Below are 23,815 nucleotides of genomic sequence, written 5' to 3' on the forward strand. Positions count from 1 at the left end.
AACACCGTGATAGCCAATGTGGTTACCACGGTGTTTTGGTTTTGACAGCCCTATAGCGAAAGTCATTCCAGGTTTGATCGCTATAAAGGAACATTATGTTGTATTATGATTATATTAGAATTAAGAAGAAAATATTAATGATATTTGGAAGATATTATGAAGGGGAAAATTTCATTGATTACCGGTTTTGTCGTGATTGCACTTATTTTAGGTGGATGTCAGACCAAAACTCAAAATAAAGCTAACTCGTCTTCAAGTGACACCAAGGTAGCGAAAAAGTCGAAAACAGCTCGTCCCAAACCTTCTGACATTACGTCCACGTTGAATCGGATCAAGGGGAAGTTTGCCGAAGATCAACAAACTAGGACTAATGGTGGAGAGCTCACGTACTCGAGTTTTTACTGGAAAAATTCGGCATGGCATTGGGAGTTAATATCTGAAAAACGCGGCGTAATTGCAGATGGTAAAGTGAATTCTATTTCTATTGGAAAGGCTGGAAATCCAGATAATCTGCGGATGGTCAGTTCGTCCGGGGAAAATTATTCGCTGAAACTTTCAGTTACTGGCGAATTTTACACTATTCAAACAACCTACAAGGATATCAAAGGGAGCTATGTCGTAGGTGATACGGATGGAAAATGGACTGATAGCGCACCAGCAAAGTTACAGGCTAGTTGGCGGTCAGGATTCGAGAAAACAAGAACTGTTATGGGGGACGATGATTCAACCTACCCGTACATCAAGGTGACATTTAGTATCATGCCAGACAGTCTGACGGGCGTTAATGTGTTATATAAATCTGATAAAAAAGCGAAACTTGAGGGGAATGGCTGGGGAATTAACGACCATTTAATGTCTAAACAGGTTGCACTGAATACCTACTTATTAAAATCATATTCTGGAAATGAGCTATTTAGCGTATATAAGGTTGAATATGTAAGTAGTCGCAAGATTAGAACTCGCTTTGGATCTAAGTTGGTTTCATTAACTAAAGTAGGAGCTGGTCAAAGTTACGCAGTTTCAAATTCAGTGGGTAAAGATACAACGAATCTAACAAAGGAACAGGTTAAAAAGTGGGTGTGGTCCGATGTTAGAAAGAATAATGAATTTACGATGGCAGATTATTACTTTGAACAATTTCAAAAGGATGGCTTGCTGTATATAGATGTACGAGAAAATCATGATTCAAAGAATATGAAGGCAGCAGGAGCTGCCCCGTCTGTATCTCCACGAGCTGCACTTTATCGAATCAATGAAAATGGGCAATTAGAAAAATATAAGATTACGGTGGATGGCGATGAATGGAATGTAGTTTCTGATGACTATTCTGAATAGGAGTAAATAATCCAGATTAAATGGGGAAATGTAACCCATTAGCTATGATGTCATACTGCCTTGGACGAAAAAAGGGCGCTGGTTTTTCACCAACGTCCCTGATACAAGTATAGATGATTTAAGCTGACTAGCCTTTAGAGGCTAGTTTTTTTTTGATTGTCCGCTCATCAAGGTGTTTGAATTTCCTGCAACGTCCCATCCTTTCGGTAGACTCGGACGTTAGATGCTTTGTTATTAGCAATTTCTCGTGCACGTTTAACGGCTTCGGCCTTTGTTTCGAAAACATCACTCGCGCGTTCTGCGCCTTTCGCAAAAACGGCCCAACCATCTTCTTGATGCTGCACCACCTCATCGGCATCGAGAAGGCGGGCCTTGGAAGGATCCTTTTCATGGTGGTCCCGTTTGGTGGGATTAGGTTCCTCATCGAAATCCGTCTTTTCTGAGGTAGAGGCGTGTTCGAACCAGCGCTCGGCCTGTTTCATGGCGATGGGGATGGCGCGATCCTCGGCATAGCCGTCTACAACAAGGGCGTTGGCGATATCAATGGCCTTTTTACGAACTAGGTTATCCATATTTTTCATTGAATTAGGGTAGTCGGTCATACTCCATGGCATAAAAAACGTCCTCCTTTGCTTGATTGACTCAAGTGTAAGGGAGGACGGAATCGGGTTAAAAGAAATATGCTTATTTTTCGCCATTCTTACCAATTTGGTCGGGATGGTCTTTTTTAAATTGAATCCATTCACGATTGTTAACGGTCAGTTCTTGTTGGTCGGTTAAATCGTAAACAGCAACCGTCTTGCGAGTTTGGACGTAAATTGGCCAAAAGAGCACTGTTGCCACGATGATGAGCAGGTACCACTAAGACTTGAGGACAATGGCTAAAACGACGGCCAGTAAAATCAAAATATTGGAGGTATTGAATAATTGCTTAGTTCGACGATCAGCTTGTTGTGAATAACGATGCGTTGGGTTTAGCGAGGACATGAATAAACACTCCTATCTATGGACTTGTAATGAATAAAATAACGCTTATAATAGTTAAGGAAATTATACAGCTGCCTATATGGAAGTCAATCAATCGAAACTTCAATGACAGCGAAAAAAATCCTAATTGTAATCTAATTGCAAACGCTTTCATAGAATGGTAAACCTCATGATAGCAAGAGATAGAAAGAAACCCGAGGAGGAATCATCGTGAAAGCTTACATACAAAGGTTAGGACGTTCACTGCAACTTCCAGTTGCCGTATTACCGGCAGCCGCACTATTGGTCGGTATTGCTAATTACTGGCTGTCATTTGGTCAAAATTCAGTTGCGACCTTTATTTTACAAGGTGGATTGGCGGTCTTAAACCAATTACCAATCCTATTCGCCGTTGGTGTGGCCCTGGGGATGGCTAAAGACAAAGACGGGGCAGCAGCCTTTGCCGGATTAGTTGCCTTTGAACTGCCAGTCAACGTTTTGAAACCAGAAACTATTGCAGCGTTAACCGGTGCTAAATTGACCGCTGTTGATCCCGCATTCTCTCAAATTTCAAACGTCTTTATCGGGATTATGGCCGGTTTGATTGCGGCCGCATTATATAATCGTTTCCACGAGATTAAGTTGCCAATGGCACTTTCATTCTTTAGTGGCAAACGGTTCGTACCAATCATGGCAGCATTCGTCATGATGATTGTTAGTGCTATTTTATTCCTTATCTGGCCACCTGTTTACTCAGCACTCGTTAGTTTCGGTGAAGCAATCGTGAACTTGGGCGCAGTTGGGGCCGGACTCTACGGTTTCTTCAACCGTTTGTTGATTCCAACTGGATTGCACCAGGCCTTAAACTCTGTTTTCTGGTTTGATGTTGCTGGTATCAATGATATTGGTAAATTCCTTGCCTCACAGGGTACTAAAGGGGTTACGGGGATGTTCCAAGCTGGATTCTTCCCAGTTATGATGTTTGGCTTACCAGCTGGTGCATTCGCCATTTATAAAAATGCCCGTCCAGAACGAAAAGCGGAAGTCGGTTCATTGATGTTAGCCGGCGCCTTAGCTTCATTCTTTACTGGGGTTACTGAACCACTTGAATTCTCATTTATGTTTGTGGCATGGCCACTTTACGTGATTCACGCACTCTTTACTGGTTTATCATTGGCGCTCGCTGCATTTATGCACTGGACGGCTGGATTTGCCTTCTCAGCAGGGTTAGTCGACTTTGTGTTGAGTTTCAAGAACCCAATTGCTAACCAGCCATACATGCTGATCCTTCAAGGATTAGTCATGGCAGTTATTTACTACTTTGGTTTCAACTTCGCCATTAAGAAGTTTAACTTGATGACCCCTGGTCGTGAGGCAGTGACTGATGATGACGAGGATAGCGAAGATGCTGTTGAGACAAGTGACAGTGATGATAAGTACACGATTGAAGCAAAGAAAATTTACGCAGCTATTGGTGGTGCAGACAACATCAAGGTAGTTGATAACTGTACAACTCGTCTGCGTTTACAACTAGAAGATACAGATGCCATTAACGAAAACGCCATTAAGCGGAGTGGGGCACCTGGTTTAAACAAGCTTGATAAGACCAACTTGCAGATTGTTATTGGTACCGAAGTTCAATTCGTCGCCGATGAGTTGGAACGTTTGTACAAGACTAAGGCACCTATCACCAAGGTTGAAACTACGGCAGCACCAGCTACTGAACCAGCTGCATCAACTGCAACTAGTGGCGTCACTGAAAGCTTCTACAGTGTTGCTACCGGTAACTACGTTGATTTAGCAGATGTTGCTGACAAGACTTTTGCTGAAAAAATGCTGGGTGATGGTTTTGCAATCAATCCAACCACTGGTACCATTACGGCCCCAGTTGACGGTACTGTGATGACGGTTTTCCCAACTAAGCATGCGATTGGTTTTAAGACCGACGCTGGCTTAGAGATCCTGTTGCACATGGGTCTAGATACGGTTGAATTGAAGGGTGATCCATTTGACGTTAAAGTCAGTGACGGCCAAGCGGTTAAGCACGGTGACGTTGTGGCGCAAGTTGACCTGGATGCCATTAAGGCAGCCGGTAAGGACACCGCAATGATCGTGATTATCACCAATATGGATGCTGTTGGTATCATGAAGTTCAAGCCTGTTGCAAATGACGTGACGACTGAAACGCTGGTATTAACGACTACAACGAAGTAATCATAATTGAATAGTTAGATGAAGGTTCCAATCCTCGGATGAGGGTTGGAATCTTTTTTTGTTCGGAATGATTTGTTCGATAGTTATACAATAAAAAACTGATATTTATTTTAAATGAAATTTTTGAATTAGTTTTCACAATTTAAAAAAGCGACCGAAAGTGTTGATATATCAACCTCATAAGTTAAATTTATAGGTATGGCAGGTTTTGACTATAACTTCACAAGTAAGTTATTATTCCAGCGTAAAGTTTTTTTGCCTATTCATGTTACTAATTTCACATTTATAAAATACCAAAATATTTATTGGAGGGAATCATTATGCAAACAGTCGACGATTACCGAATTGAATCAGATACCATTGGAGAAGTTAAAATTCCAGCCTCAGCTTTATGGGGTCCTCAAACAGAACGGAGTCGTAACAACTTTCCAACTGGTCAATTGATGCCAATTGATGTTATTCGGGCTTTGCTTCAAATTAAGAAGGCTGCCGCACAAGCTAACCAAGAATTAAACCAAATCAGCATAGAAAAAGGTCAATTAATTGTTGAAGCCATCGACGAATTATTGAAATTGTCTGATGAAGACCTCCGTAAGGACTTTCCACTAAAAGTTTACCAAACGGGTTCAGGTACTCAAACCAACATGAACGTCAACGAAGTGGTGGCTCACCAAGCTGCTAAGTTAAACTCAGCTATCGAAATTTTGCCAAACGATGATGTTAACAAGGGTCAAAGTTCAAATGATATTTTCCCAACGGCTATGAACATCACAGCAAGTGTTGCCGTTCAAGAGTTGGAAAAAGCGATTGAACACCTGATTGCTGAATTAAAAGTTAAGCAAGACAAGTACTGGCGAACGGTTAAAATTGGCCGTACTCACTTGCAAGATGCAACGCCACTTACATTTGGTCAAGAGGTCAGTGGCTGGGCAAGCATGTTGGAACATGATCTTGCATCACTGAAGGCACTTGCCAGTTCAGTTGCCGAATTCCCAATGGGCGGTACCGCTGTTGGAACGGGACTTAACGCTGCACCAGGTTTCGATGCAGAAATTGCCAAACGTATTTCAGCAGTTTACGGCATTACGTTTGATGCTGATACCAACAAGTTTTACGGCCTTGAAGCTCACTCAGGCATGAATGCGGTCCACGGTGTTTTCAAGTCATTAGCTGCTGATTTAATGAAGATTGGTAATGACGTTCGTTTCCTCGCAAGTGGTCCTCGTGCCGGTTATGGCGAATTAAACATTCCAGCTAACGAACCAGGTTCATCCATTATGCCAGGTAAAGTTAACCCAACCCAAGTAGAAGCCCTAACAATGGCAGCTGTTCGCGTCATGGGTAATGACGTTGTTGTGACGATGGCTTCATCACAAGGTAACTTCCAATTAAACGTCTACAAACCAGTTATGATTGATGCCTTCTTGGAATCAGCTGACTTGCTTCGTGGAACGATGACCGGGTTTGCCGACAAGATGATCCACGGTTTGACTGTCAATGCTGAACGAATGGAAGAATTGGTCGATAACTCATTAATGACGGTTACGGCGCTTTCACCACACATTGGTTACCACGACAGTGCTGTGATTGCCCAAGAAGCCGATAAGCAAGGTGTTAAGCTTCGTGAAGCCGCAATCAACTCTGGCAAAGTCACTGCTGAAGACTTTGACAAGTGGGTTGATCCTTTGAAGATGACCAACATCGATCAAACCAAGTAGGACCTGAACTATGGTAGAAGGTATTTTACTATTAGCACTTGGCGTAATGGGCCTGTGTATCGGCCACGTTTTAGTTTTTTTGAGAGACGAGAATTAGAAAGTAGAGGAATTATCAATGAAACCAACATTAATTGGAATTGTCGGCAGTAATGCAGACTTTTCGTTTAACCGAATTCTGTTAAAATTCATGAAGCAACACTTTGCGGAAAAAGTTAATATTGAAATTCAAGAAATCAACGAAGTACCATTGTTCTGCGAAAATGGGATGAAGAATCCGCCAGCAATCGTGAACGAAATGGCGGATAAAATCGAAGCCGCTAACGGTGTCATCATTGCAGCACCAGAATATGATCATGCCATTCCAGCCGCATTAAAGAGTGTTATCGAATGGTTATCTAGCTCACGTCACCCATTTGATAACAAGGAAGTCATGATTGTCGGCGCCTCATACGGCATTCAGGGAACGGTTCGTTCTCAAATGAACTTACGCCAGATTTTAGACTCACCAGGGGTTAACGCCAAGGTGATACCGGGTAACGAGTTTATGCTTTCAAATGTTAAGGATAAATTCGACGAAAATGGCAATCTTAATGATGAAGGAACTCTGAAGTTCTTGGATACTTGCATGGATAACTACTTGGCTTTTTTAGCAGAACCCGCAATGAACTAGACTAAAAATAGAGGAGACATTACGATGCCAGAAAAATTTGTATTCGAACCCGCTGATGCTAGCGAGTTAAAAAATCAATATGACCTTGTTGTTATTGGTTCAGGAGGTGCGGGTCTGACAGCTGCTGTCCAAGCAAAAGAATTAGGTTTGAATCCCGTTATTCTTGAAAAGATGGACCGTTTAGGTGGCAACACCACGCGGGCTTCATCAGGAATGAACGCGGCTGAGACACTCGTGCAATTAAAGCACAAAGTGGTCGACAGTTTCGAAGACTTTTATGCTGAAACTTATAAGGGTGGTGGCAATCTCAATAACCCTGAGCTCTTGAAGTACTTTACGGAACATAGTGCGCTTGCAATTGATTGGTTAGCTGACCATGATATTCAGCTTGATGACATCACCATTACCGGTGGGATGAGTAAGATGAGAACCCATCGTCCAAGTTCAATGGCTCCAATCGGCGGTTTCTTGGTGACCGAATTATTGAAACTTGCCCAAAAACTTGAAATTCCAATTTTCCATAAGGTAAAAGTGGATGAAATTACTGAACAAGACGGTAAAATCAGTGGATTAAAGGTAACGGCTGATGGTACGCCAAAGGAAATCAAAGCTGGTGCCGTTGTACTTGCAACTGGAGGTTTTGGTGCCAACCAAGATTTATTGGCAAAATACCGTCCTGATCTTAAAGGCTACAAGACGACTAACCAACCTTGTGCTACGGGTGACGGAATTGCCTTGGCTACTAAATTGGGTGCTAAAGCAGTTGATATGGACCAAGTTCAAGTTCACCCAACGGTTCAACAAGACTTCGACCATGTTTTCTTGATTGGCGAAGCAGTTCGTGGTGAAGGTGCCATTTTGGTTAACAACGAAGGTAAGCGTTTCGTGAACGAACTTGATACGCGTAAGAACGTCACAGCTGCTATCGATTCACTCGGTGGTACTGGTGCTTACTTAGTATTCGACCGCGGTATTCGTGACCGTGTAAAAGCAATCGAATTTTACGATCACGTTGGTTTGGTTAAGACTGGTGAAACGCTTGAAGCACTCGCCCAGGAGACTGGTGTTGATGCAGCTAACCTTCAAGCCGCAGTGGCTACTTGGAATACTGCAATTGCAAACAAGAATGATGCAGAATTCGGTCGGACAACTGGTATGGATCGTGATATTTCTCATGGCCCATTCTACTCAATCCATATCGCACCTGCCGTTCACTACACTATGGGTGGTATTGCAATTAACAAAGATACGCAAGTGCTTAAAGAAGACGGTCAAACGATTCCAGGCCTATATGCAGCCGGTGAAATTGTTGGTGGTCTTCACGGAAACAACCGAATTGGTGGTAACTCCATTGCGGAAACCGTTATTTTTGGCCGCCAAGCGGGACAACAAGTGTTTACGTATTTAGAAAACTAATAAATTCAATCGTGTTAGAATAACTCTGATAATAAATTTGATAAATGGGTGATCACGGTGAATACAAAAGATCTAGATTACTTTATGTCCTTGGTAGAATTACGAAAATATACGAGAGTAGCAGCAACTTTTTCTGTCTCGCAGCCGGCAGTTACACAGGCGGTTAAGCGGCTTGAGCGTGAGTTTGAGGTAGAATTAGTTACGCAAGATAGGGCTCACCAGCAGACCCATATAACAAGAGCTGGCCAGCTCTTGTACAAGAATGCGCAAAAGATTAATAAACAGTTACAGCTAGCACATGTTGAGATAAATGATGCTAAGCAAGAAAGAATCAAGTTTGGATTACCACCAATTATTGGGATGCTTTACTTTCCCCAAGTAGCCGGTAAATTGCTAAAAAGTGGCATTTTGCAGCAGACAGATGTCGTCGAGACTGGATCCGGTCACTTGATTTCGGCCTTGAAAAAAGGAGAAATTAATATTGCATTGTTGGGTTCAATAAAACCCTTGGATTTTGAAGAATTTACATCTATTCACTTAGGTAAACGACCATTCAATATTATTGCAAGCCCTGATAATCAGATTTCTAAACGAAGCTCAGTAAAATTCGCTGAATTAAAGGATCAAGATTTTATTAATTTGGACAGTAAGTATGTACATCCTTTAGCGTTTAAAGCATATTCAGAATCTGCGGGAGTAACGCCTAGAGTAACTTATACTCCCCCGGATATTGCATGGGTAAAGGGGCTTGTTGCCGCTAATCTGGGTATTAGTTTAATTGTGAAAGATGTAGTTAATCCGACAGACAGACTAGTTAGTATACCGTTGGAGGATGAGGTACCTGAACGATTTAATATCTCAATCGCTATACGAAAAGATTATCCATTGACTGAATTAGAGGATCAGTTCGTTAATTTAATGAGTCAAATTGTACTGAGTGATTGATAGAAAAATATAGTAGCGATAGGCTATTTATTTTTTTGACTTTTTGGATTTTTAAAAATAGTCATTAATTATAGATAAATGTCAATTAATTAATTATTATTTTAAAAATATAAATATTTATTTATATTTTTAACATTTATAAAATAATTATGTTATAATTTATGTGAAATATAGTTCAAACTTTGGAAAAGAAAGAAGTTTATATTTATGAATAAAGAGAAGCATAAGGTCATCTTGGTTGGTGACGGTGCCGTTGGGTCATCCTTTGCTTTTTCAATTTTGCAAAGTGGTGGCGTTGATGAATTAGTCATTGTGGACATAAAAAAAGATCACACTATGGGAGATGCATTGGACCTAGAGGATATTACACCATTCTCTGGTTCAGCTACCGTTCGTACTGGGGATTATAGTGATGCTTCAGAAGCCCAAATTGTTGTTATTACGGCCGGAGTACCGCGTAAACCTGGGGAGACGCGTCTTGACCTAGTTGAAAAGAACACTAAGATTTTAGAATCAATAATTTCACCGGTTGTACAGAGCGGATTTAAGGGTTGTTTTGTAGTCTCTGCCAATCCAGTTGATATCTTAACGACCATGACACAAAGATTATCAGGATTTCCAAAAGAAAGAGTCATTGGTACCGGAACTTCTTTAGATTCAGCACGGTTACAAGTTGCGCTGGCTCATAAATTAGATGTTGATGTGCGAGAAATTAACGCATACGTTTTGGGAGAACATGGTGATAGTTCGTTTGCCAATTTTGATGAGGCAAAAGTTGCCGGAGAGGCAATTAGAGATATTCAAAATATTACAGACGATGATTTACTAGAATTAGAGTCTGAAGTGAAGAAAAAAGGTGGCAAAATTATTGGCTACAAAGGTGCTACTTTCTATGGTGTAGCAATGAGTCTTGGCATTATCTGTAAAGCTATTCTGATGAATGAAGATTTGGTACTGCCGGTTTCAGCACCTCTGGATGGTCAGTATGGGTTAAAGAATATTTATCTGGGTACTGTATCAATCATTAATGGTAACGGTATTCAACAGGTCCTAGAAGTACCGCTGTCAGAAGAAGAAACTAAAAAAATGCAGCATTCAGCATATGAAATGAATAAAGTGTTAGAGGAAGTTAAAGCCTAAAATTTTTTTGCTAACAATTGTTAATTGATTCACAAAAATAAAAATGGGAAGTGTTCCTAATGTCACAACTGTCTAAAGTTGATTATAAAAAATTTATTTTACCCCTTGTCGTGGGTTTGATTGTTTGGTTTGCATCACCAATAAAACCAGCTAGTGTTTCTATGGCTGGTTGGCACATTTTAGCAATTTTCGTTGCTACCATTTTAGGTTGTATTACACAGCCACTGCCAATTGCTGCTGTTGCATTGATTGGGATTACCCTAACAGTATTGTTTGGCATAGTGCCATTGGACGATGCAATGTTAGCTTTCGGTAACGGAACAGTCTGGATGATTGCCATGGCATACATTTTGTCTCGCGGATTTATTAAGACTGGATTTGGTAAGCGTATTGGCCTTATCTTTGTAAAATTATTCGGTAAAAGAACCTTGGGACTTGCCTATGCATTAATGGGCGTGGACTTGGTGCTTTCACCAGCCACTCCAAGTAATACTGCCCGTTCTGGTGGGATTGTTTTACCAATTGTCGATTCTATTGCACATTCATTTGGTTCTAGAGCTGAGGATGGGACAGGACGTAAAATTGGATCATTTCTTGTTTATACTGCCTTTCACGGGAACGTTATTGATAGTGCTATTTTCTTAACTGCTATGGCGCCTAACTTAGTTTCGGTATCGTTAGCAACTGCTTTTGGCGTTCATATTTCGTGGTTTAGCTGGTTGGCAGCAAGTATTCTGCCCGGTGTTATTAGTTTTTTGGTTGTGCCATATATTATTTATAAAATGTATCCACCTGAAATTAAGGATACACCAGATGCAAAACAATGGGCTGAAGATGAGCTTGAGAAAATGGGCAAGATGTCACTTGCAGAAAAGTTAATGGCGGCTGTTTTCTGCATTGCTTTAGTTCTTTGGATTCTTTCTAGTTTCATCGGAATGGAAGCAACTTTGGTAGCATTTATTGCTGTTTCATTATTGCTAATCACTGGGGTTATCACCATTGATGATGTTTTAAATGAACGTGGAGCTTGGAATGTTGTTGTTTGGTTTTCAATTTTAATCTTCATGGCGAATGAATTAACAAAGCTCGGATTTATTCCTTGGTTATCACATACAATTGCTAACTCGCTTCACGGTATGAGCTGGGGGATTGTGTTGGTTATCCTATGTGTCTTCTATTTCTATATTCACTATCTATTTGCGAGTGGTACAGCACATGTTTCGGCTATGTATGGTGCTTTGCTCGGAGTTGCTATAGCTGCTGGTGCACCAGCAACGATGTCTGCGCTGATGCTTGGATATACAGCTTCATTGTTTAGCTCAACGACTCACTATGCGAGTGGTTCTGCTTCAGCTATGTTCGGTTCAGGATATGTTGCACAAAAAGATTGGTGGAAAATGAATTTCATTATAGGGATCGTATATTTGATTATTTGGATTGGCTTTGGTTCTTTATGGATGAAGCTTATCGGTCTTTGGTAAAAATAAAAAACAGTGCTGAATTATTCAGGGCTGTTTTTTAATTAGATATTGAGGTACGAAAATGAAATTGATGACGGAAGATAATGTACGATTAGAATATACAGATAGAGGACAAGGGGTACCGATTCTTCTTTTAGCGGGATTAGGAAGCTATAAAGAACTATGGCATCCAACTGAACGATTTTTGCTCAATATGGGCTTTCGAGTAATTTGCCTTGATGAGCGTAATCAGGGAAGTTCCGAGCATACGGTGTTAGGGCGACGCATGAGCCGTCATGGGAAAGACCTCGCTGAAGTGTTAGATGCGCTCAAGTTAGATCATTTTATAGCTATAGGTAACTCTATGGGAGTAGCGACAATTTTTTCATATATTTCTTTGTTTGGAGATAGTAAACTTAGTGGTTTTGTGGATATAGATCAAAGCCCTAAGATGGTAAATGATGAAAATTGGCAATTGGGCTATAAAGGGCTCACCTGGTCAGAATTTCCAGAAATATTGAGGCTTCCAATGGCAAAAGCAAATATAGTGCAAATAGATGATGAAACGCGTGATTTAGTACAAAATGCGAGGTTAAAACATCCCTACGATGCTGAACTAAATTATCCGCTCCGGCTTGATCACAATGCACAAGACTGGCGAGATGTTTTAGGAACCATGAAAGTCCCCTTTCTAGCAGTTGCTGGCGCAAAGTCCCCATACTTCAATCCAGATTTTGCAAAAATTAGTTCAGAAATTGCACCTCATGGTGAGTACGAAATTGTTGAAGATGCGGGGCATTTAGTAATGGCGGAACAACCGGAACGTTTCAACCAGATATTGGAGGAATTTTTGAATCGGCTAGAATCTTAACTATTCATTTCCATTAAGACTCGATTGGCCACGCCCTCATTGGTGACAAAATCGGTTAAAAGTTCGCCACGCAAGGCGCCAAGAAGTGCACGTCCTTTGAATTTGCTTTTGATAATCCCCAAACGAGTAGGAACAGACAAAATAGTATCCATTGAAGCGCCAAAAAACTTATCTTTACCGGAAGTTAAAATATTTCCATTGATATCGTATGGGCGTCCGTACAGCATGCCGCTTACCTTATCTAAATCAACATTTTCAAGAATTTCAGGAACGTGTTGTCGCCAAGTACTGATTGAATTGATAGATGCGATGGTCCCGATTCCGGTAAATAGCATGTCCATCTTAGACATCATTGAAAATGCGGGAACTAGTGCAGGCTCTTCCTGAAGTGATTGCCTAATATTGTCGTTCAGAATGTATAGTGGACCTGGTACGGTAACGTATTTTGCACTATATTTGGATGCTGCCTTTTGAACAAGTGGCGTCGAGCCAGAAACGGAATTGTACTTCAAATTATCGCCCATAAATTGAGTGAAAACTGTGTCGTCACGCACCTCGCTTTGAAAATGATTAATGGTGTTAAGAACTGTACCACCCCAGGAAACACCAATAATTCGATTTCGAGTAATCATTTCTTGAATGGTCTGAGCTGCGAATTCAACAATATTTTCGCTGTCTTCATTTGAAGAATCAGCATCCTTGATGATATAGGCATTTTGGATATTAAAATTCTTTTTAAAAAATGCTTCTAACTCCAAATTTCGATCGATTGGGGCGTTGATATTTATTTTAACAAGACCAGTTTCAAGCGCTTCGTCAAGTGATTTTGAAATTAAGTAACGGCTTAGGTTATATTTTTTCGATATTTCTGCGATTGTCATTTTAGAGAGATAGAAGTCTCTGGCCAGATTAGCTAGCTGCTCTTTATTTTTAGTGTCATCCATAATGTGCCTCCTAATTAAGGTCTATCATATCAATTTTTGAGAAAAAAGTTTAATTAACTTACATTTAAGTCGAAACTAATTTAAATTTATTAAAAATACATCCTAAATTTGAAAATATTTAAAAATAGAGGTAAACTTAAATTATTAATTGATTTGATAAATGCTGCACAATCATAAAGAAAAGGATGATGTTTTGACTGAAACGGATGAGATATTAAAGCTTCATGAAAAGTATACAGGTGTACTAGATATTAATTCTGAGTTGGATGTGAAATCTAAACATGATCTTAGTCAGGCTTATACTCCTGGAGTCGCTGTTATTTCAAAGTTAATTGCGGAAAATCCCCAATTAAAAAATAAATACACAATGAGTGGGAAACTTATCGCTCTAATTACTGATGGCTCAGCCGTATTGGGATTAGGCAACATAGGTCCAGCAGGCGGCTTACCAGTCATTGAAGGTAAGGCGCTTCTGTACAAGGACTTATCTGGTATAGATGCGATTCCAATTGCAATTGATCAGGTAGATGTTGATGAATTTGTGTCAACTATTAAGAATACCTCGTTATCATTTGCTGGAATCCATTTGGAAGATATTGCAGCACCAAGATGTTTCGATATTGAAGAAAAACTAAAAAGGGAACTTGATATTCCTGTGTATCATGACGATCAAGAAGGAACCGCAATTGTTGTCTTGGCTGGACTTATCAATTCGTTGAAACTAGTAGGGAAAAAGTTAGAAACGGCCAATATTATTGTTAATGGTGTTGGCGCTTCGGGTCTTGCTACGGCCAATCTATTGTATGAAGTAGGTGCGAAGCACATTACTTTGGTTGACATTAATGGCGTTATTACAGGCGATGATGAAGCAGCCAATAACTATCAGAAAAATTTAGCACAAAAGTTAGACACTCCCAGTTCTGACAAGCATAAATCTCTTTCAGAGGTAATTTCAGGACAAGATGTCTTTATAGGCTTATCAGATCAAGACGTCTTGACTGATGATGATGTCAAACAAATGGATGCCCAACCTATTATTTTCGCGTTAGCTAATCCCAAACCAGAGATTAACCCGCAAGTAGCGTCAGAAGCGGGGGCCGCAATTGTGGCGACTGGCTCAAGCCAGTATCCTAATCAAGTGAACAATATTTTAGCTTTTCCGGGGTTATTTAAAGGGTTACTAGAAAGTGGCATTAAGCAGGTTGACAGTAGTTTGCAAAAAGCTGTGGCTTTAGCTTTGGCTGATGTTATAGAAAAGCCCACAAAGAAAAATATTGTTCCCAGTGTTTTTGATAAAAAAGTCGTGCCAAGTGTTGTAAATGCAATAGTTAAATATGCTTCTGAAAATAAATAGTTGAGGAGGTGGTAGGTTGAACGAAATTGTCGAATTAAATCTCCATGATTCTAAAGTTAGGTTGCGGTGGCAAAATTTTTTGAAATCGCTAGATATTAGCAATTTTTCCGACAAAGAAGTTGAGAAAATTGATAAAACTTTAGGTATTTATGAGGATAATCAGCTTGTTGCCACTGGCTCTTTAGCTGGCAACACACTAAAGTATGTTGGCGTCTGTAACAAAGGCGTCACACAAGGATCTCGATTTAACACAATCGTAAATGCTTTAGTAAACTATTTATTTCAGAATAAAATTTTTCATATCTTTGTTTTTACCAAGGTCAAATATTCTACTAGTTTTCAACACCTTGGTTTTCACGAGCTTGCACGATCAAGTGAGGGGACGTTTTTAGAAACTGGAACTCCAGGCATCCAAGATTTTCTTGCTGAAATCCCGCAAATTAGTAACCAAGGTCAAAAGCGTATTTCCGCTATTGTGATGAATGCGAATCCCTTTACGAATGGTCATCGTTATTTAGTCGAACAGGCAGCATGTGAAAGTGACTATGTTTACGTCTTCGTTGTAAGCACAGATTTATCCCTTTTTACTACTGTTGAGCGAACTAGCCTGGTTAAAGCGGGGACCGGTGATCTCGAAAATGTTTCGGTGATTAATGGTAATGACTATTTAGTGAGCTATACGACATTTCCAGCATATTTCTTGAAGTCTACTGACGAAGAAATAGAGTATCAAACCACCTTAGATGCTCAGGTTTTTAAAACTCAAATCGCACCATTCCTCAACATAAAAAAGCGATTTGTTGGAACTGAGCCATTATCCAAAACAACCAAAAAATATAATGAGGTATTGAAACGGGAACTTTCACCGGAAATTCAAGTAGTGGAAATTGAGCGTCTTAAATCAAAAAGTCAGAACTTTATCACTGCCACTGAGGTTAGACACTTGATTCAAGAAAATAGAATTACTGCAATTGAATCATTGGTTCCAGCACCGACATACCAATTTATTACTGATAATCAAGAACAACTAAGTCATCGTATTCAGGAAGGAATGAATATTAATGGAAATTAAACAAACTGCAGTCGCAGGGACCTTAGAGTCATCAGATATTCAAATTATGATTTCAAAAGGTACAAACGATTTTGAAATTGAGCTGGAATCTGATGTTAAGAAACAATTTGGTGATCAAATTACTAAGGTAATTACAGATACATTAAAACAATTGGGTGTCACAAGTGCAAAAATTAAGGCCGTAGATAAGGGCGCTTTAGACTGTGTTATTAAGGCCAGAACTATTGCTGCTGGTCAACGAGCATTGGGAACTACTGATAAACCAGAATGGGAGGTACTGTAAGCATGGCAGATACTGAAGAACGTTTGCGCCGAACAATGATGTTTGTTCCAGGAAATAATCCAGCGATGGTGAAGGATGCTGGAATTTATGGTGCAGATTCAATTATGTTTGATTTAGAGGATGCTGTATCTATGACTGAAAAAGACGCAGCACGTATCTTGGTTTATGAAGCACTGAAATCTCAAAACTATGGTGAAGCTGAACTTGTTGTCAGAGTGAATGGGCAGGACACACCATATTATCCTAATGACGTTAAAGCAATGGTTAAAGCTGGTATTGATGTTATTAGACTTCCCAAGGTAGAATCTGCAGAAATGATTCAAATGCTTGTTAAAGATGTTGAAGCCTCCGAAAAAGAGGTTGGTCGTGAAGTGGGATCGACACATGTTATGGCTGCCATTGAAAGTGCAAAAGGCGTTATCAACGCGGCAGAAATCGCAGCGGCATCTGACAGAATGATTGGGGTTGCACTTTCGGCAGAAGATTACACAACAGATATGAAGACACACCGATATCCTGATGGTGCGGAACTTGAATTTGCTAGAAACATGGTTCTCCATGCAGCTCGTGCAGCGGGAATTGCTGCGTTTGATACTGTATTTACAAATATGGATGATACAGAAGGCTTCTATCGAGAGACCCGTTATATTCATCAACTTGGATTTGATGGAAAATCATTAGTTAATCCACGTCAAATTCCAATGGTTAATGAAGTTTATCAACCTACTGAAAAGGAAATTGAGAATGCTAAAAATGTGATTAATGCCATTCAAGAAGCTAAGTTAAAGGGCTCAGGTGTTATTTCAATGAATGGTCAAATGGTTGATCGGCCAGTTGTTCTAAGAGCACAAAGAGTTATGATGCTAGCCAAGGCATCTAACTTACTTGATGAGGAGGGAAATTATCTTGAAAAATAGTGTAAATCGCGAATTACCAGAGGAGTTATTGAAGCGCCTTAGTTACGAGGCCTTTGAGACGACTGAAATAGGCCATCCATCTATTCAGCGTGTCGCACCAACAGTTCATGTTTCAACTGGTGATGATAAAGTTGTCGATTCTATCAAGGAAGTCGTTAAAAACACTGTAAAAGATGGCATGACAATTTCATTCCATCACCATTTCCGAAATGGGGACTTTGTGTTCAATGCCGTAATGCGAGAAATTATTGACCAAGGCATTAAAGATTTGACGTTAGCGCCTTCCTCATTGACTAATGTAATGAATGATATGGTGATTGAAGCCATTAAAGCCGGCACAGTTACTAATATTACAAGTTCAGGAATGCGCGGCTCGTTAGGTGATTTTGTATCTCATGGTGGACTAGAAAATCCAGTGATTTTCCGTTCACATGGTAATCGCGCCAGAGCAATCGAGCATGGTGACATTAAGATTGATGTTGCCTTCCTAGGCGTACCAAACGCAGACCGATTAGGAAATGCCAATGGTATGGAAGGGGATGCAGTTTTTGGTTCTCTTGGCTATGCTTTAATGGATGCTCAGTATGCAAATACAGTTGTATTGTTGACAGACAATATTAAACCATATCCCAATACACCAGCTTCTATCCGTCAAACACAGGTAGACTACGTTGTAAAAGTTGATAAAGTTGGTGATCCAGAAAAAATTGGGTCAGGTGCTACTCGTTTCACTAAAGATCCTAAGGAATTAAAAATTGCTTCAACTGTAAACGACGTCATCGTTAACTCACCATACTTCAAGGATGGTTTTTCTTTCCAAACTGGTTCCGGTGGAGCAGCATTAGCGGTTACACGTTATTTACGACAAGCAATGATTGATAATCAAATTCATGCGTCCTTTGCTCTTGGGGGAATAACAAAGCCTACTACTGATTTGTTGAACGAAGGTTTAATCGACCGAGTAATGGATGTTCAAGATTTTGATAAAGGTGCAGCTGAATCAATGCACACAAATGGGAAGCAACAAGAAATTGATGCTTCATGGTATGCAGATCCAGATAACAAAGGTGCAATGGTAGATCAATTGGATGTTGTTATTTTAAGTGCACTAGAAATTGATACAAAATTCAATGTTAATGTTATGTCAGGATCTGATGGGGTTATCCGTGGCGCTATCGGCGGACACCAAGATGCAGCAACTGCAAAATTGACAATTATCTCTGCTCCATTGGTTCGTGGACGTATTGCAACTGTGGTACCAGACGTTACCACAGTCGTTACTCCAGGTGAATCTGTAGATGTTCTTGTAACAGAATATGGGATTGCGATTAATCCAAATAGAAAAGACTTAATTTCTGCACTTAGTTCGTTGCCAGGTGTGCCAGTTTATTCTATTGAAGAGTTACAAAAAATGGCTCAAGATAAAGTGGGTGAACCTAAGCCACTAGAATTTACAGATCGTACTGTGGCACTCATTGAATATCGTGATGGTACATTGATTGACACAATTCGAGAAGTTAAAGATTAGTTATATAATAGTGAAGCACCGTTGAATAAACGGTGCTTTTTTAAGAGGAAGTGAATCGAATTGGAATCTATTTTCAGGGAAGGTAATCCTCAGGGAATTAGTGACGTTTTGAAAAATAAAGATGATCGGGTTTCGTACCAGCAACAGCTTTTGGAAGAGAATCCTAAACACACTATCATTGCGGCTAAATTGAATATTCCGGGCCCAATTAAAAATAATCAGTGGATTAATCAATTGTTCGAAACGGGAATGGCTCGATTCTTGAGTTTTATGAAGGAACAAACATATGAACCAGTCATATTAAAGCAAGCCAATAAAGATTCAGGAAGCGAGGCATTTATTCTCCTAAGAGAACCTGCACTCACAGTAAAAGCCTTAGCAGCAGAATTTGAGGATACTGACAGATTGGGACGATTATTTGATTTAGATGTTTTGACCAGCAGTCACAAAGGTCCTATGTCGCGGACAGAGTTAAATCTGCCTGTTCGGAGATGCTTCATTTGTAATAGACCCGCTCGAGAATGTGCGAGATCCAGACGGCATACTGTTGCGGATCTACAAGCAAAAATTACTCAGGTGTATGACAAAGAATTTGGAAACGGGGAGATGGCATGAGCAGAGGACGATCGGTCATCAATGCACAATACTATCAAATTGGTTCTGATGCTTTGAGAGCATTGCTCTATGAAGTGACTACTTTTCCAAAACCGGGACTGGTAGATCCTGTTGCTCAAGGGCCTCATCCAGATATGAACGTTTTTACTTTTATAGATAGTTCTGTGGGACTTCGGCATTATTTTGATCAATGTATTGATGCAGGCGCAACATTTACTGGAAATGATCTAATTAAACTTTTTCAAGCCATTAGATCATTTGGAATTGATGCTGAAAAAACAATGTTTAAAAACACTAAAGGTGTTAACACGCATAAGGGCGCAATTTTTTCTCTGGGTGTCTTAGTGACTGCAGAGTCATTTCGGATTTCAAATTTAGAACTTAAATTTTCTATTATGGAAATTGTTAAAAGAATGCTAAAAGGACTAACAGAAAATGATTTTAAAGATATTAAAAATAAGAATCCTGAAGAATTAACAATTGGCGAACGGGAATATTTAACTCATGGTATTAAAGGCATTCGTGGGGAGGCAGAAAGTGGTTTTCCTGTACTTACAGAGTTTGCCCTACCTGCTTTAAAGAGAAGCCAGGGGTCAACCAATGAACGACTACTAGATACTTTAATGAGTATTCTCGGCAATTCAATTGACACAAACCTTATAAAAAGAGCAAATTCAGTTGAAATTATTGATTGGGCAAAACAACAATCAACAAAATATTTTGAACTAGGTGGCAGTCGAACCGAAGAAGGTATGAATTTCCTGAAATACTTAAATGAAGAGTTTGATAAAAAAAATCTTAGTTTGGGTGGATCGGCAGACTTGCTTATTTTGACTATATTCATTGGTTTTCGTGAAGGATTATTATAAGCTTACCTATGAATTAGAAAAACGAAGTAAGGGGAGGTCACACCATGAAACCAGTCATTCTCATCACCGGTGCCAGTTCTGGTATCGGGCTCAAAACCGCACTAAAATTGCTTGAACGAGGGGCAATTGTGTATGGTGGTGCCCGTCATGTGGATAATATGAAAGCCATTGTTGAAGCTGGTGGCCACGCTATCGCGCTAGACGTCACCAGCGATAGTGAGTCGAAAGCAGCAGTCGATCAAATTTTGGCTGAACAGGGTCGAATTGATGTATTGATTAACAACGCTGGATACGGTTCGTATGGTGCGGTGGAAGATGTTCCAATCGAAGAGGCTAAGCGACAACTCGATGTGAATGTCTTGGGGATTGCGCGACTTACCAAACTGGTTTTACCTAGTATGCGGTTCCGCAAATCCGGAAAGATCATCAACATTTCCTCGATGGCTGGAAAAGTGTGGACGCCGTTCGGAGCGTGGTATCATGCCACTAAATTTGCGGTGGAGGGTTTCTCTGATGCACTCCGATTGGAAGTGGAACCCTTTGGTATCAAAGTAGTTGTGATTGAGCCAGGGGCGATTGAATCCAACTGGGGTGATATTACAATTCAGAATCTGCAGAATACTTCTGGTGACGGTGCGTATAAAGAAGCGGTCGCAAGACAAGTCGCTAATTTTCAAAACATGTACCACAATAGCCGTTTTCTGACCAAGGCAGACAAGATTGCTGAAGTGATTACCAAAGCAAGCTTTAGCCGACACCCGCGTACACGATACTTAACCGGATTTGGCGCTAAGCCTAGTGTCGTGCTTGCCCATCTAGTGCCGAACCGCGTATTTGATAAAATTAGTCGTAAATTTATGTAAGCAAAAAAGTCCTCGATTGAGGACTTTTTTTAGTGATTAATGCGAATCAGCCGCCAATTAATGAAAATCGCGATTAAGACCATGACGATGCCGACCCAAGGTGTTTGGGCGAGACCAAAGTGGGCGGTAGCTTGCCCACCAAGCATGGAGCCAAGCGCAATTCCGATGTTAAACGCGGAAATATTGAGTGCTGAGGCCATAGTAACTGTCTGTGGTGCTTCCTTTTCAGCAACGGTTACAATGTAGAGTTGCAAGCCGGGGACGTTCATGAAGGCGAACAGTCCCATTAACAGTACGGCAATTAAACCCAAGATGGCTGAGTGAATGAAGAAGCCGATGAGGGCTAAGGCGACTGCCAAACCGGCAAACATTTTAATGAGTGATTGCTCGGGATGGGAGTTAGCGAGGCGACCACCAACCGTGTTACCAATGGCGACCATGACACCGTAAATCACCAATAGCCAAACCACAGCCGAAGTGGAGTAGCCCATTAGATTTTCCAAAATAGGTGAAATGTAGGTGTAAACGGCGAAGGTGCCACCGTAGCCTAAAGCGGTCATCAGAAGCGCATAGGTAATTTTACGGTTTTTGAAGACCGTGATAATCCCGGTTAGTGGAGTCTTCCCTGGATTAGGTAAACTGCTGGGGATGAGACTGAAATTGGCAATCAGGCCGATAATCCCAATGACACTAAGGAAGATGAAGGAGAGCCGCCAACCAGCTAATTGACCGATAAAGGTTCCCAAGGGCACACCGGTTACGGTTGCAACGGTGAGTCCGGTGAACATGATGGCGATGGCACTTGCACGGCGGTCAGGCGTCACCACATTAGCAGCGATGAGGGATGAAATCGTCATGAAAATTCCGTGTGCTAACGCGGCAATGATCCGTCCCACTAGTACGATGGCAAAACTTGGCGCCATAGCTGCAGTTAAATTGCCGGCGATAAACAGTAACATGGTGATAAGTAATAACTGCTTACGCGGAATTTGGCCGGTGATTAAAGTCATCAATGGTACGCCTACTGTGATACCGAGGGCGTAGATGGAAACGGTGAGGCCAGCTGTTTCGATTGAAATAGCAAATTGGTTGGCCAGCATGGGTAATAGGCCGACACTAATAAATTCAGTAGAACCAATCGCAAAAGCGCTGATGGCTAAAGCAAGCAACGTTCCAACAGCGGTGCGTTTGTTGTACGTAATAGACATGAGTTTTTCTCCTGTTTTGAATTAAATTAAACCAAGCTCTTTCAAATAGTGGCTCGATTTGATACAATTTCCCATTATAGTGGCACGGTGATTCAAAACAAGTACGCACTATTTAGTATCGTAGGCACTTTTTAGTACCCATGCAGGGAAGTACACATGAAAACTTATCATATTGGAGTCGAAGCCACTTTGGACGTCATTGGTGGCAAATGGAAGCCGATTATCCTGTGTCATTTGGGTAACGGTGAAATGCGAACTGGTGAACTACGGCGCGCCATTCCACAAATTACGCAAAAAATGCTCACGCAGCAGTTGCGTGAGCTAGAAGAAGATGAAATCATCTCGCGCGAAGTCTACCAACAAGTTCCACCTAAAGTTGAGTATGGTCTGACGGATTATGGCCGTACACTGAGTGACCTATTGGTGAAAATGTCCATTTGGGGCGAGCAACGCGTGGCTAAATTGAAAGCGGAGCATCAGGACGTTACCTTGTTGCATCCGAGGCATGAAGGCTATGAGATGGCAAAAATGACAAAATAATAGATGTGCAGCCTGATTAAGGCGTTCATTTGAAAATACTGTCCAAAATTTATTGAGTAATCATAAGTGATCCTTTTTAGCGCTAGATAACTTCATAAAGCACTGAAAAATTTCTATGCTATAATCAAGACGTAAAAAACCACGGAAGACCGTTAAAAGTCAACCGTGGTAATGAAATAAGACTATAGCTTTATTACTGGTTTAGAACCGTCTTCCGGCCAAGGTTAGCGGTTCTTTTTTCTTGCCTTCAAAACTTCTGCATAGGCCAAGATTATCTTTGCTACGCCACCTAATATTGCTGGTGACGCAATAATCAAGGTGAGCATCAATTCCTGCACAAGCGCAATCCTTTCTGATCGAATCAATACACATAGGCATCACTTCTTTCTTGGAGATTAGCACCGCCGAACTACCTTACTTGAATATTATAACCAATAAAACCTGGGTCCAACACCGAACAGTGATGGGCTCAGGTTTTTTCATTAATGACGAGCTGTTACGTATTGATCGACCGTCACAATGGCGTTGGCAACGTCCGCCGCAGTGACTTCAAACGGCATTTGGTGAATGGTTTCAGCTGGAATTGTGGCTTGTTCTCCGACTTTGAGAAGGTCCTCATAACTGACGTCTTCAAGATGGAGATCCTTTAAGGTTGTTGGTAGACCAAGTGATTGGTTGAAATCAATAAACTTGTCTAATTCGGTTTCAGGCACGTTATCAAGTACTAATTCACACAAGTAACCGTATGCGACTTTTTCACCATGTAGGAGATTTTCGATTTCGCCATTTGGTAGATTGTAAAATTAATCCGAACGCTGTTCGGACAAAAAAGATCAGCTTCCTTTAAAATGGTGTTTACCACAAACCCATCTTTTAGGAGCTGATCT

General features: G+C 40.7%; 23 protein-coding genes and 1 pseudogene. 18 read left to right on the top strand and 6 right to left on the bottom strand.

The genetic code is table 11. The features are described from left to right. The first annotated feature begins 156 nt into the window (after positions 1-156). On the top strand, positions 157-1,335 hold the full coding sequence (locus tag LOSG293_RS03285; RefSeq protein WP_034526983.1) for a hypothetical protein: 1,179 nt from the start codon (positions 157-159) through the stop codon (positions 1,333-1,335). Positions 1,336-1,502: 167 nt separating this feature from the next. On the opposite strand, the gene LOSG293_RS03290 is transcribed toward LOSG293_RS03285, so the two are convergent. The 3 genes from LOSG293_RS03290 to LOSG293_RS10255 form a co-directional block, all read right to left on the bottom strand. Further along, positions 1,503-1,949, bottom strand: a complete 447-nt coding sequence (locus LOSG293_RS03290) for a DUF2188 domain-containing protein (RefSeq protein WP_034526985.1) — start codon at positions 1,947-1,949, stop codon at positions 1,503-1,505. A gap of 70 nt (positions 1,950-2,019) precedes the next feature. Then, the gene (locus LOSG293_RS09920) at positions 2,020-2,178 is read right to left on the bottom strand and encodes a hypothetical protein (protein ID WP_160171697.1); all 159 of its coding nucleotides are present in this window, start codon (positions 2,176-2,178) and stop codon (positions 2,020-2,022) included. An 18-nt stretch (positions 2,179-2,196) separates the two neighbouring features. Then, entirely contained in the window at positions 2,197-2,322 is a 126-nt protein-coding gene (locus tag LOSG293_RS10255) for a hypothetical protein (protein WP_268870189.1), read from the bottom strand. A gap of 210 nt (positions 2,323-2,532) precedes the next feature. Here LOSG293_RS10255 and nagE point away from each other — a divergent pair, with 210 nt between their 5' ends. The 8 genes from nagE (at position 2,533) to LOSG293_RS03330 (ending at position 12,735) form a co-directional block, all read left to right on the top strand. Beyond that, on the top strand, positions 2,533-4,515 hold the full coding sequence (gene nagE, locus LOSG293_RS03295) for an N-acetylglucosamine-specific PTS transporter subunit IIBC (protein ID WP_034526987.1): 1,983 nt from the start codon (positions 2,533-2,535) through the stop codon (positions 4,513-4,515). 320 nt (positions 4,516-4,835) lie between these two features. Continuing rightward, positions 4,836-6,233: a class II fumarate hydratase gene (locus tag LOSG293_RS03300; protein WP_034526989.1), complete on the top strand. Its 1,398-nt coding sequence runs from the start codon at positions 4,836-4,838 to the stop codon at positions 6,231-6,233. A 115-nt stretch (positions 6,234-6,348) separates the two neighbouring features. Continuing rightward, positions 6,349-6,903 (top strand): NADPH-dependent FMN reductase, encoded by a 555-nt coding sequence (locus LOSG293_RS03305; RefSeq protein ID WP_034526991.1) that lies wholly within the window; start codon positions 6,349-6,351, stop codon positions 6,901-6,903. A 24-nt stretch (positions 6,904-6,927) separates the two neighbouring features. Next, positions 6,928-8,319, top strand: coding sequence for a flavocytochrome c (locus tag LOSG293_RS03310; RefSeq protein ID WP_034526994.1), 1,392 nt, complete (start codon positions 6,928-6,930; stop codon positions 8,317-8,319). Positions 8,320-8,376: 57 nt separating this feature from the next. Further along, positions 8,377-9,264 (top strand): LysR family transcriptional regulator, encoded by an 888-nt coding sequence (locus tag LOSG293_RS03315; RefSeq protein ID WP_034526996.1) that lies wholly within the window; start codon positions 8,377-8,379, stop codon positions 9,262-9,264. Between the two features lie 207 nt (positions 9,265-9,471). Further along, entirely contained in the window at positions 9,472-10,404 is a 933-nt protein-coding gene (locus LOSG293_RS03320) for an L-lactate dehydrogenase (RefSeq protein ID WP_034526999.1), read from the top strand. A 59-nt stretch (positions 10,405-10,463) separates the two neighbouring features. Next, on the top strand, positions 10,464-11,885 hold the full coding sequence (locus tag LOSG293_RS03325; RefSeq protein ID WP_034527001.1) for an anion permease: 1,422 nt from the start codon (positions 10,464-10,466) through the stop codon (positions 11,883-11,885). Positions 11,886-11,946: 61 nt separating this feature from the next. Next, on the top strand, positions 11,947-12,735 hold the full coding sequence (locus LOSG293_RS03330; RefSeq protein ID WP_034527003.1) for an alpha/beta fold hydrolase: 789 nt from the start codon (positions 11,947-11,949) through the stop codon (positions 12,733-12,735). Here the strand turns inward: LOSG293_RS03330 and LOSG293_RS03335 are convergent. Then, positions 12,732-13,679, bottom strand: coding sequence for a sugar-binding transcriptional regulator (locus tag LOSG293_RS03335; protein ID WP_034527004.1), 948 nt, complete (start codon positions 13,677-13,679; stop codon positions 12,732-12,734). The two genes, LOSG293_RS03330 and LOSG293_RS03335, sit on opposite strands and share 4 nt — an antisense overlap. Before the next feature lie 193 nt (positions 13,680-13,872). Between LOSG293_RS03335 and LOSG293_RS03340 the strand changes: the two genes are divergently transcribed. Genes LOSG293_RS03340 through LOSG293_RS03375 form a run of 8 tightly spaced genes read left to right on the top strand, consistent with a single transcriptional unit; the run spans position 13,873 to position 21,180 of the window. Beyond that, positions 13,873-15,033, top strand: coding sequence for an NAD(P)-dependent malic enzyme (locus LOSG293_RS03340; protein WP_034527048.1), 1,161 nt, complete (start codon positions 13,873-13,875; stop codon positions 15,031-15,033). 16 nt (positions 15,034-15,049) lie between these two features. Continuing rightward, positions 15,050-16,105 (top strand): [citrate (pro-3S)-lyase] ligase, encoded by a 1,056-nt coding sequence (gene citC / locus LOSG293_RS03345; RefSeq protein WP_034527005.1) that lies wholly within the window; start codon positions 15,050-15,052, stop codon positions 16,103-16,105. Next, on the top strand, positions 16,095-16,388 hold the full coding sequence (gene citD, locus LOSG293_RS03350; RefSeq protein WP_034527007.1) for a citrate lyase acyl carrier protein: 294 nt from the start codon (positions 16,095-16,097) through the stop codon (positions 16,386-16,388). Before citC ends, citD begins: the two co-directional genes overlap by 11 nt. Before the next feature lie 2 nt (positions 16,389-16,390). After that, on the top strand, positions 16,391-17,305 hold the full coding sequence (gene citE, locus LOSG293_RS03355) for a citrate (pro-3S)-lyase subunit beta (RefSeq protein WP_034527010.1): 915 nt from the start codon (positions 16,391-16,393) through the stop codon (positions 17,303-17,305). Beyond that, on the top strand, positions 17,295-18,833 hold the full coding sequence (gene citF / locus LOSG293_RS03360) for a citrate lyase subunit alpha (RefSeq protein WP_034527013.1): 1,539 nt from the start codon (positions 17,295-17,297) through the stop codon (positions 18,831-18,833). Before citE ends, citF begins: the two co-directional genes overlap by 11 nt. Positions 18,834-18,893: 60 nt before the next feature. Beyond that, positions 18,894-19,448: a citrate lyase holo-[acyl-carrier protein] synthase gene (gene citX, locus LOSG293_RS03365; RefSeq protein WP_051907191.1), complete on the top strand. Its 555-nt coding sequence runs from the start codon at positions 18,894-18,896 to the stop codon at positions 19,446-19,448. Next, positions 19,445-20,317, top strand: coding sequence for a triphosphoribosyl-dephospho-CoA synthase CitG (citG, locus tag LOSG293_RS03370; protein WP_034527019.1), 873 nt, complete (start codon positions 19,445-19,447; stop codon positions 20,315-20,317). The genes citX and citG overlap by 4 nt, the downstream gene beginning before the upstream one ends. Positions 20,318-20,361: 44 nt before the next feature. Further along, a complete protein-coding gene (locus LOSG293_RS03375; protein WP_034527022.1) occupies positions 20,362-21,180 on the top strand; it encodes an oxidoreductase in 819 nt (272 codons plus the stop codon). Between the two features lie 29 nt (positions 21,181-21,209). On the opposite strand, the gene LOSG293_RS03380 is transcribed toward LOSG293_RS03375, so the two are convergent. Beyond that, complete coding sequence (locus tag LOSG293_RS03380) at positions 21,210-22,388, bottom strand: MFS transporter (RefSeq protein ID WP_034527026.1); 1,179 nt, start codon at positions 22,386-22,388, stop codon at positions 21,210-21,212. 156 nt (positions 22,389-22,544) lie between these two features. Between LOSG293_RS03380 and LOSG293_RS03385 the strand changes: the two genes are divergently transcribed. Then, positions 22,545-22,928, top strand: a complete 384-nt coding sequence (locus tag LOSG293_RS03385; RefSeq protein WP_034527029.1) for a winged helix-turn-helix transcriptional regulator — start codon at positions 22,545-22,547, stop codon at positions 22,926-22,928. A 482-nt stretch (positions 22,929-23,410) separates the two neighbouring features. Here LOSG293_RS03385 and LOSG293_RS03390 read toward each other — a convergent pair. Beyond that, positions 23,411-23,713: pseudogene (locus tag LOSG293_RS03390) on the bottom strand (glycerol dehydrogenase); the annotation flags it as partial. Positions 23,714-23,815: the final 102 nt, after the last annotated feature.

Source organism: Secundilactobacillus oryzae JCM 18671 (assembly GCF_000740055.1).
Classification (GTDB): Bacteria; Bacillota; Bacilli; order Lactobacillales; family Lactobacillaceae; genus Secundilactobacillus; species Secundilactobacillus oryzae.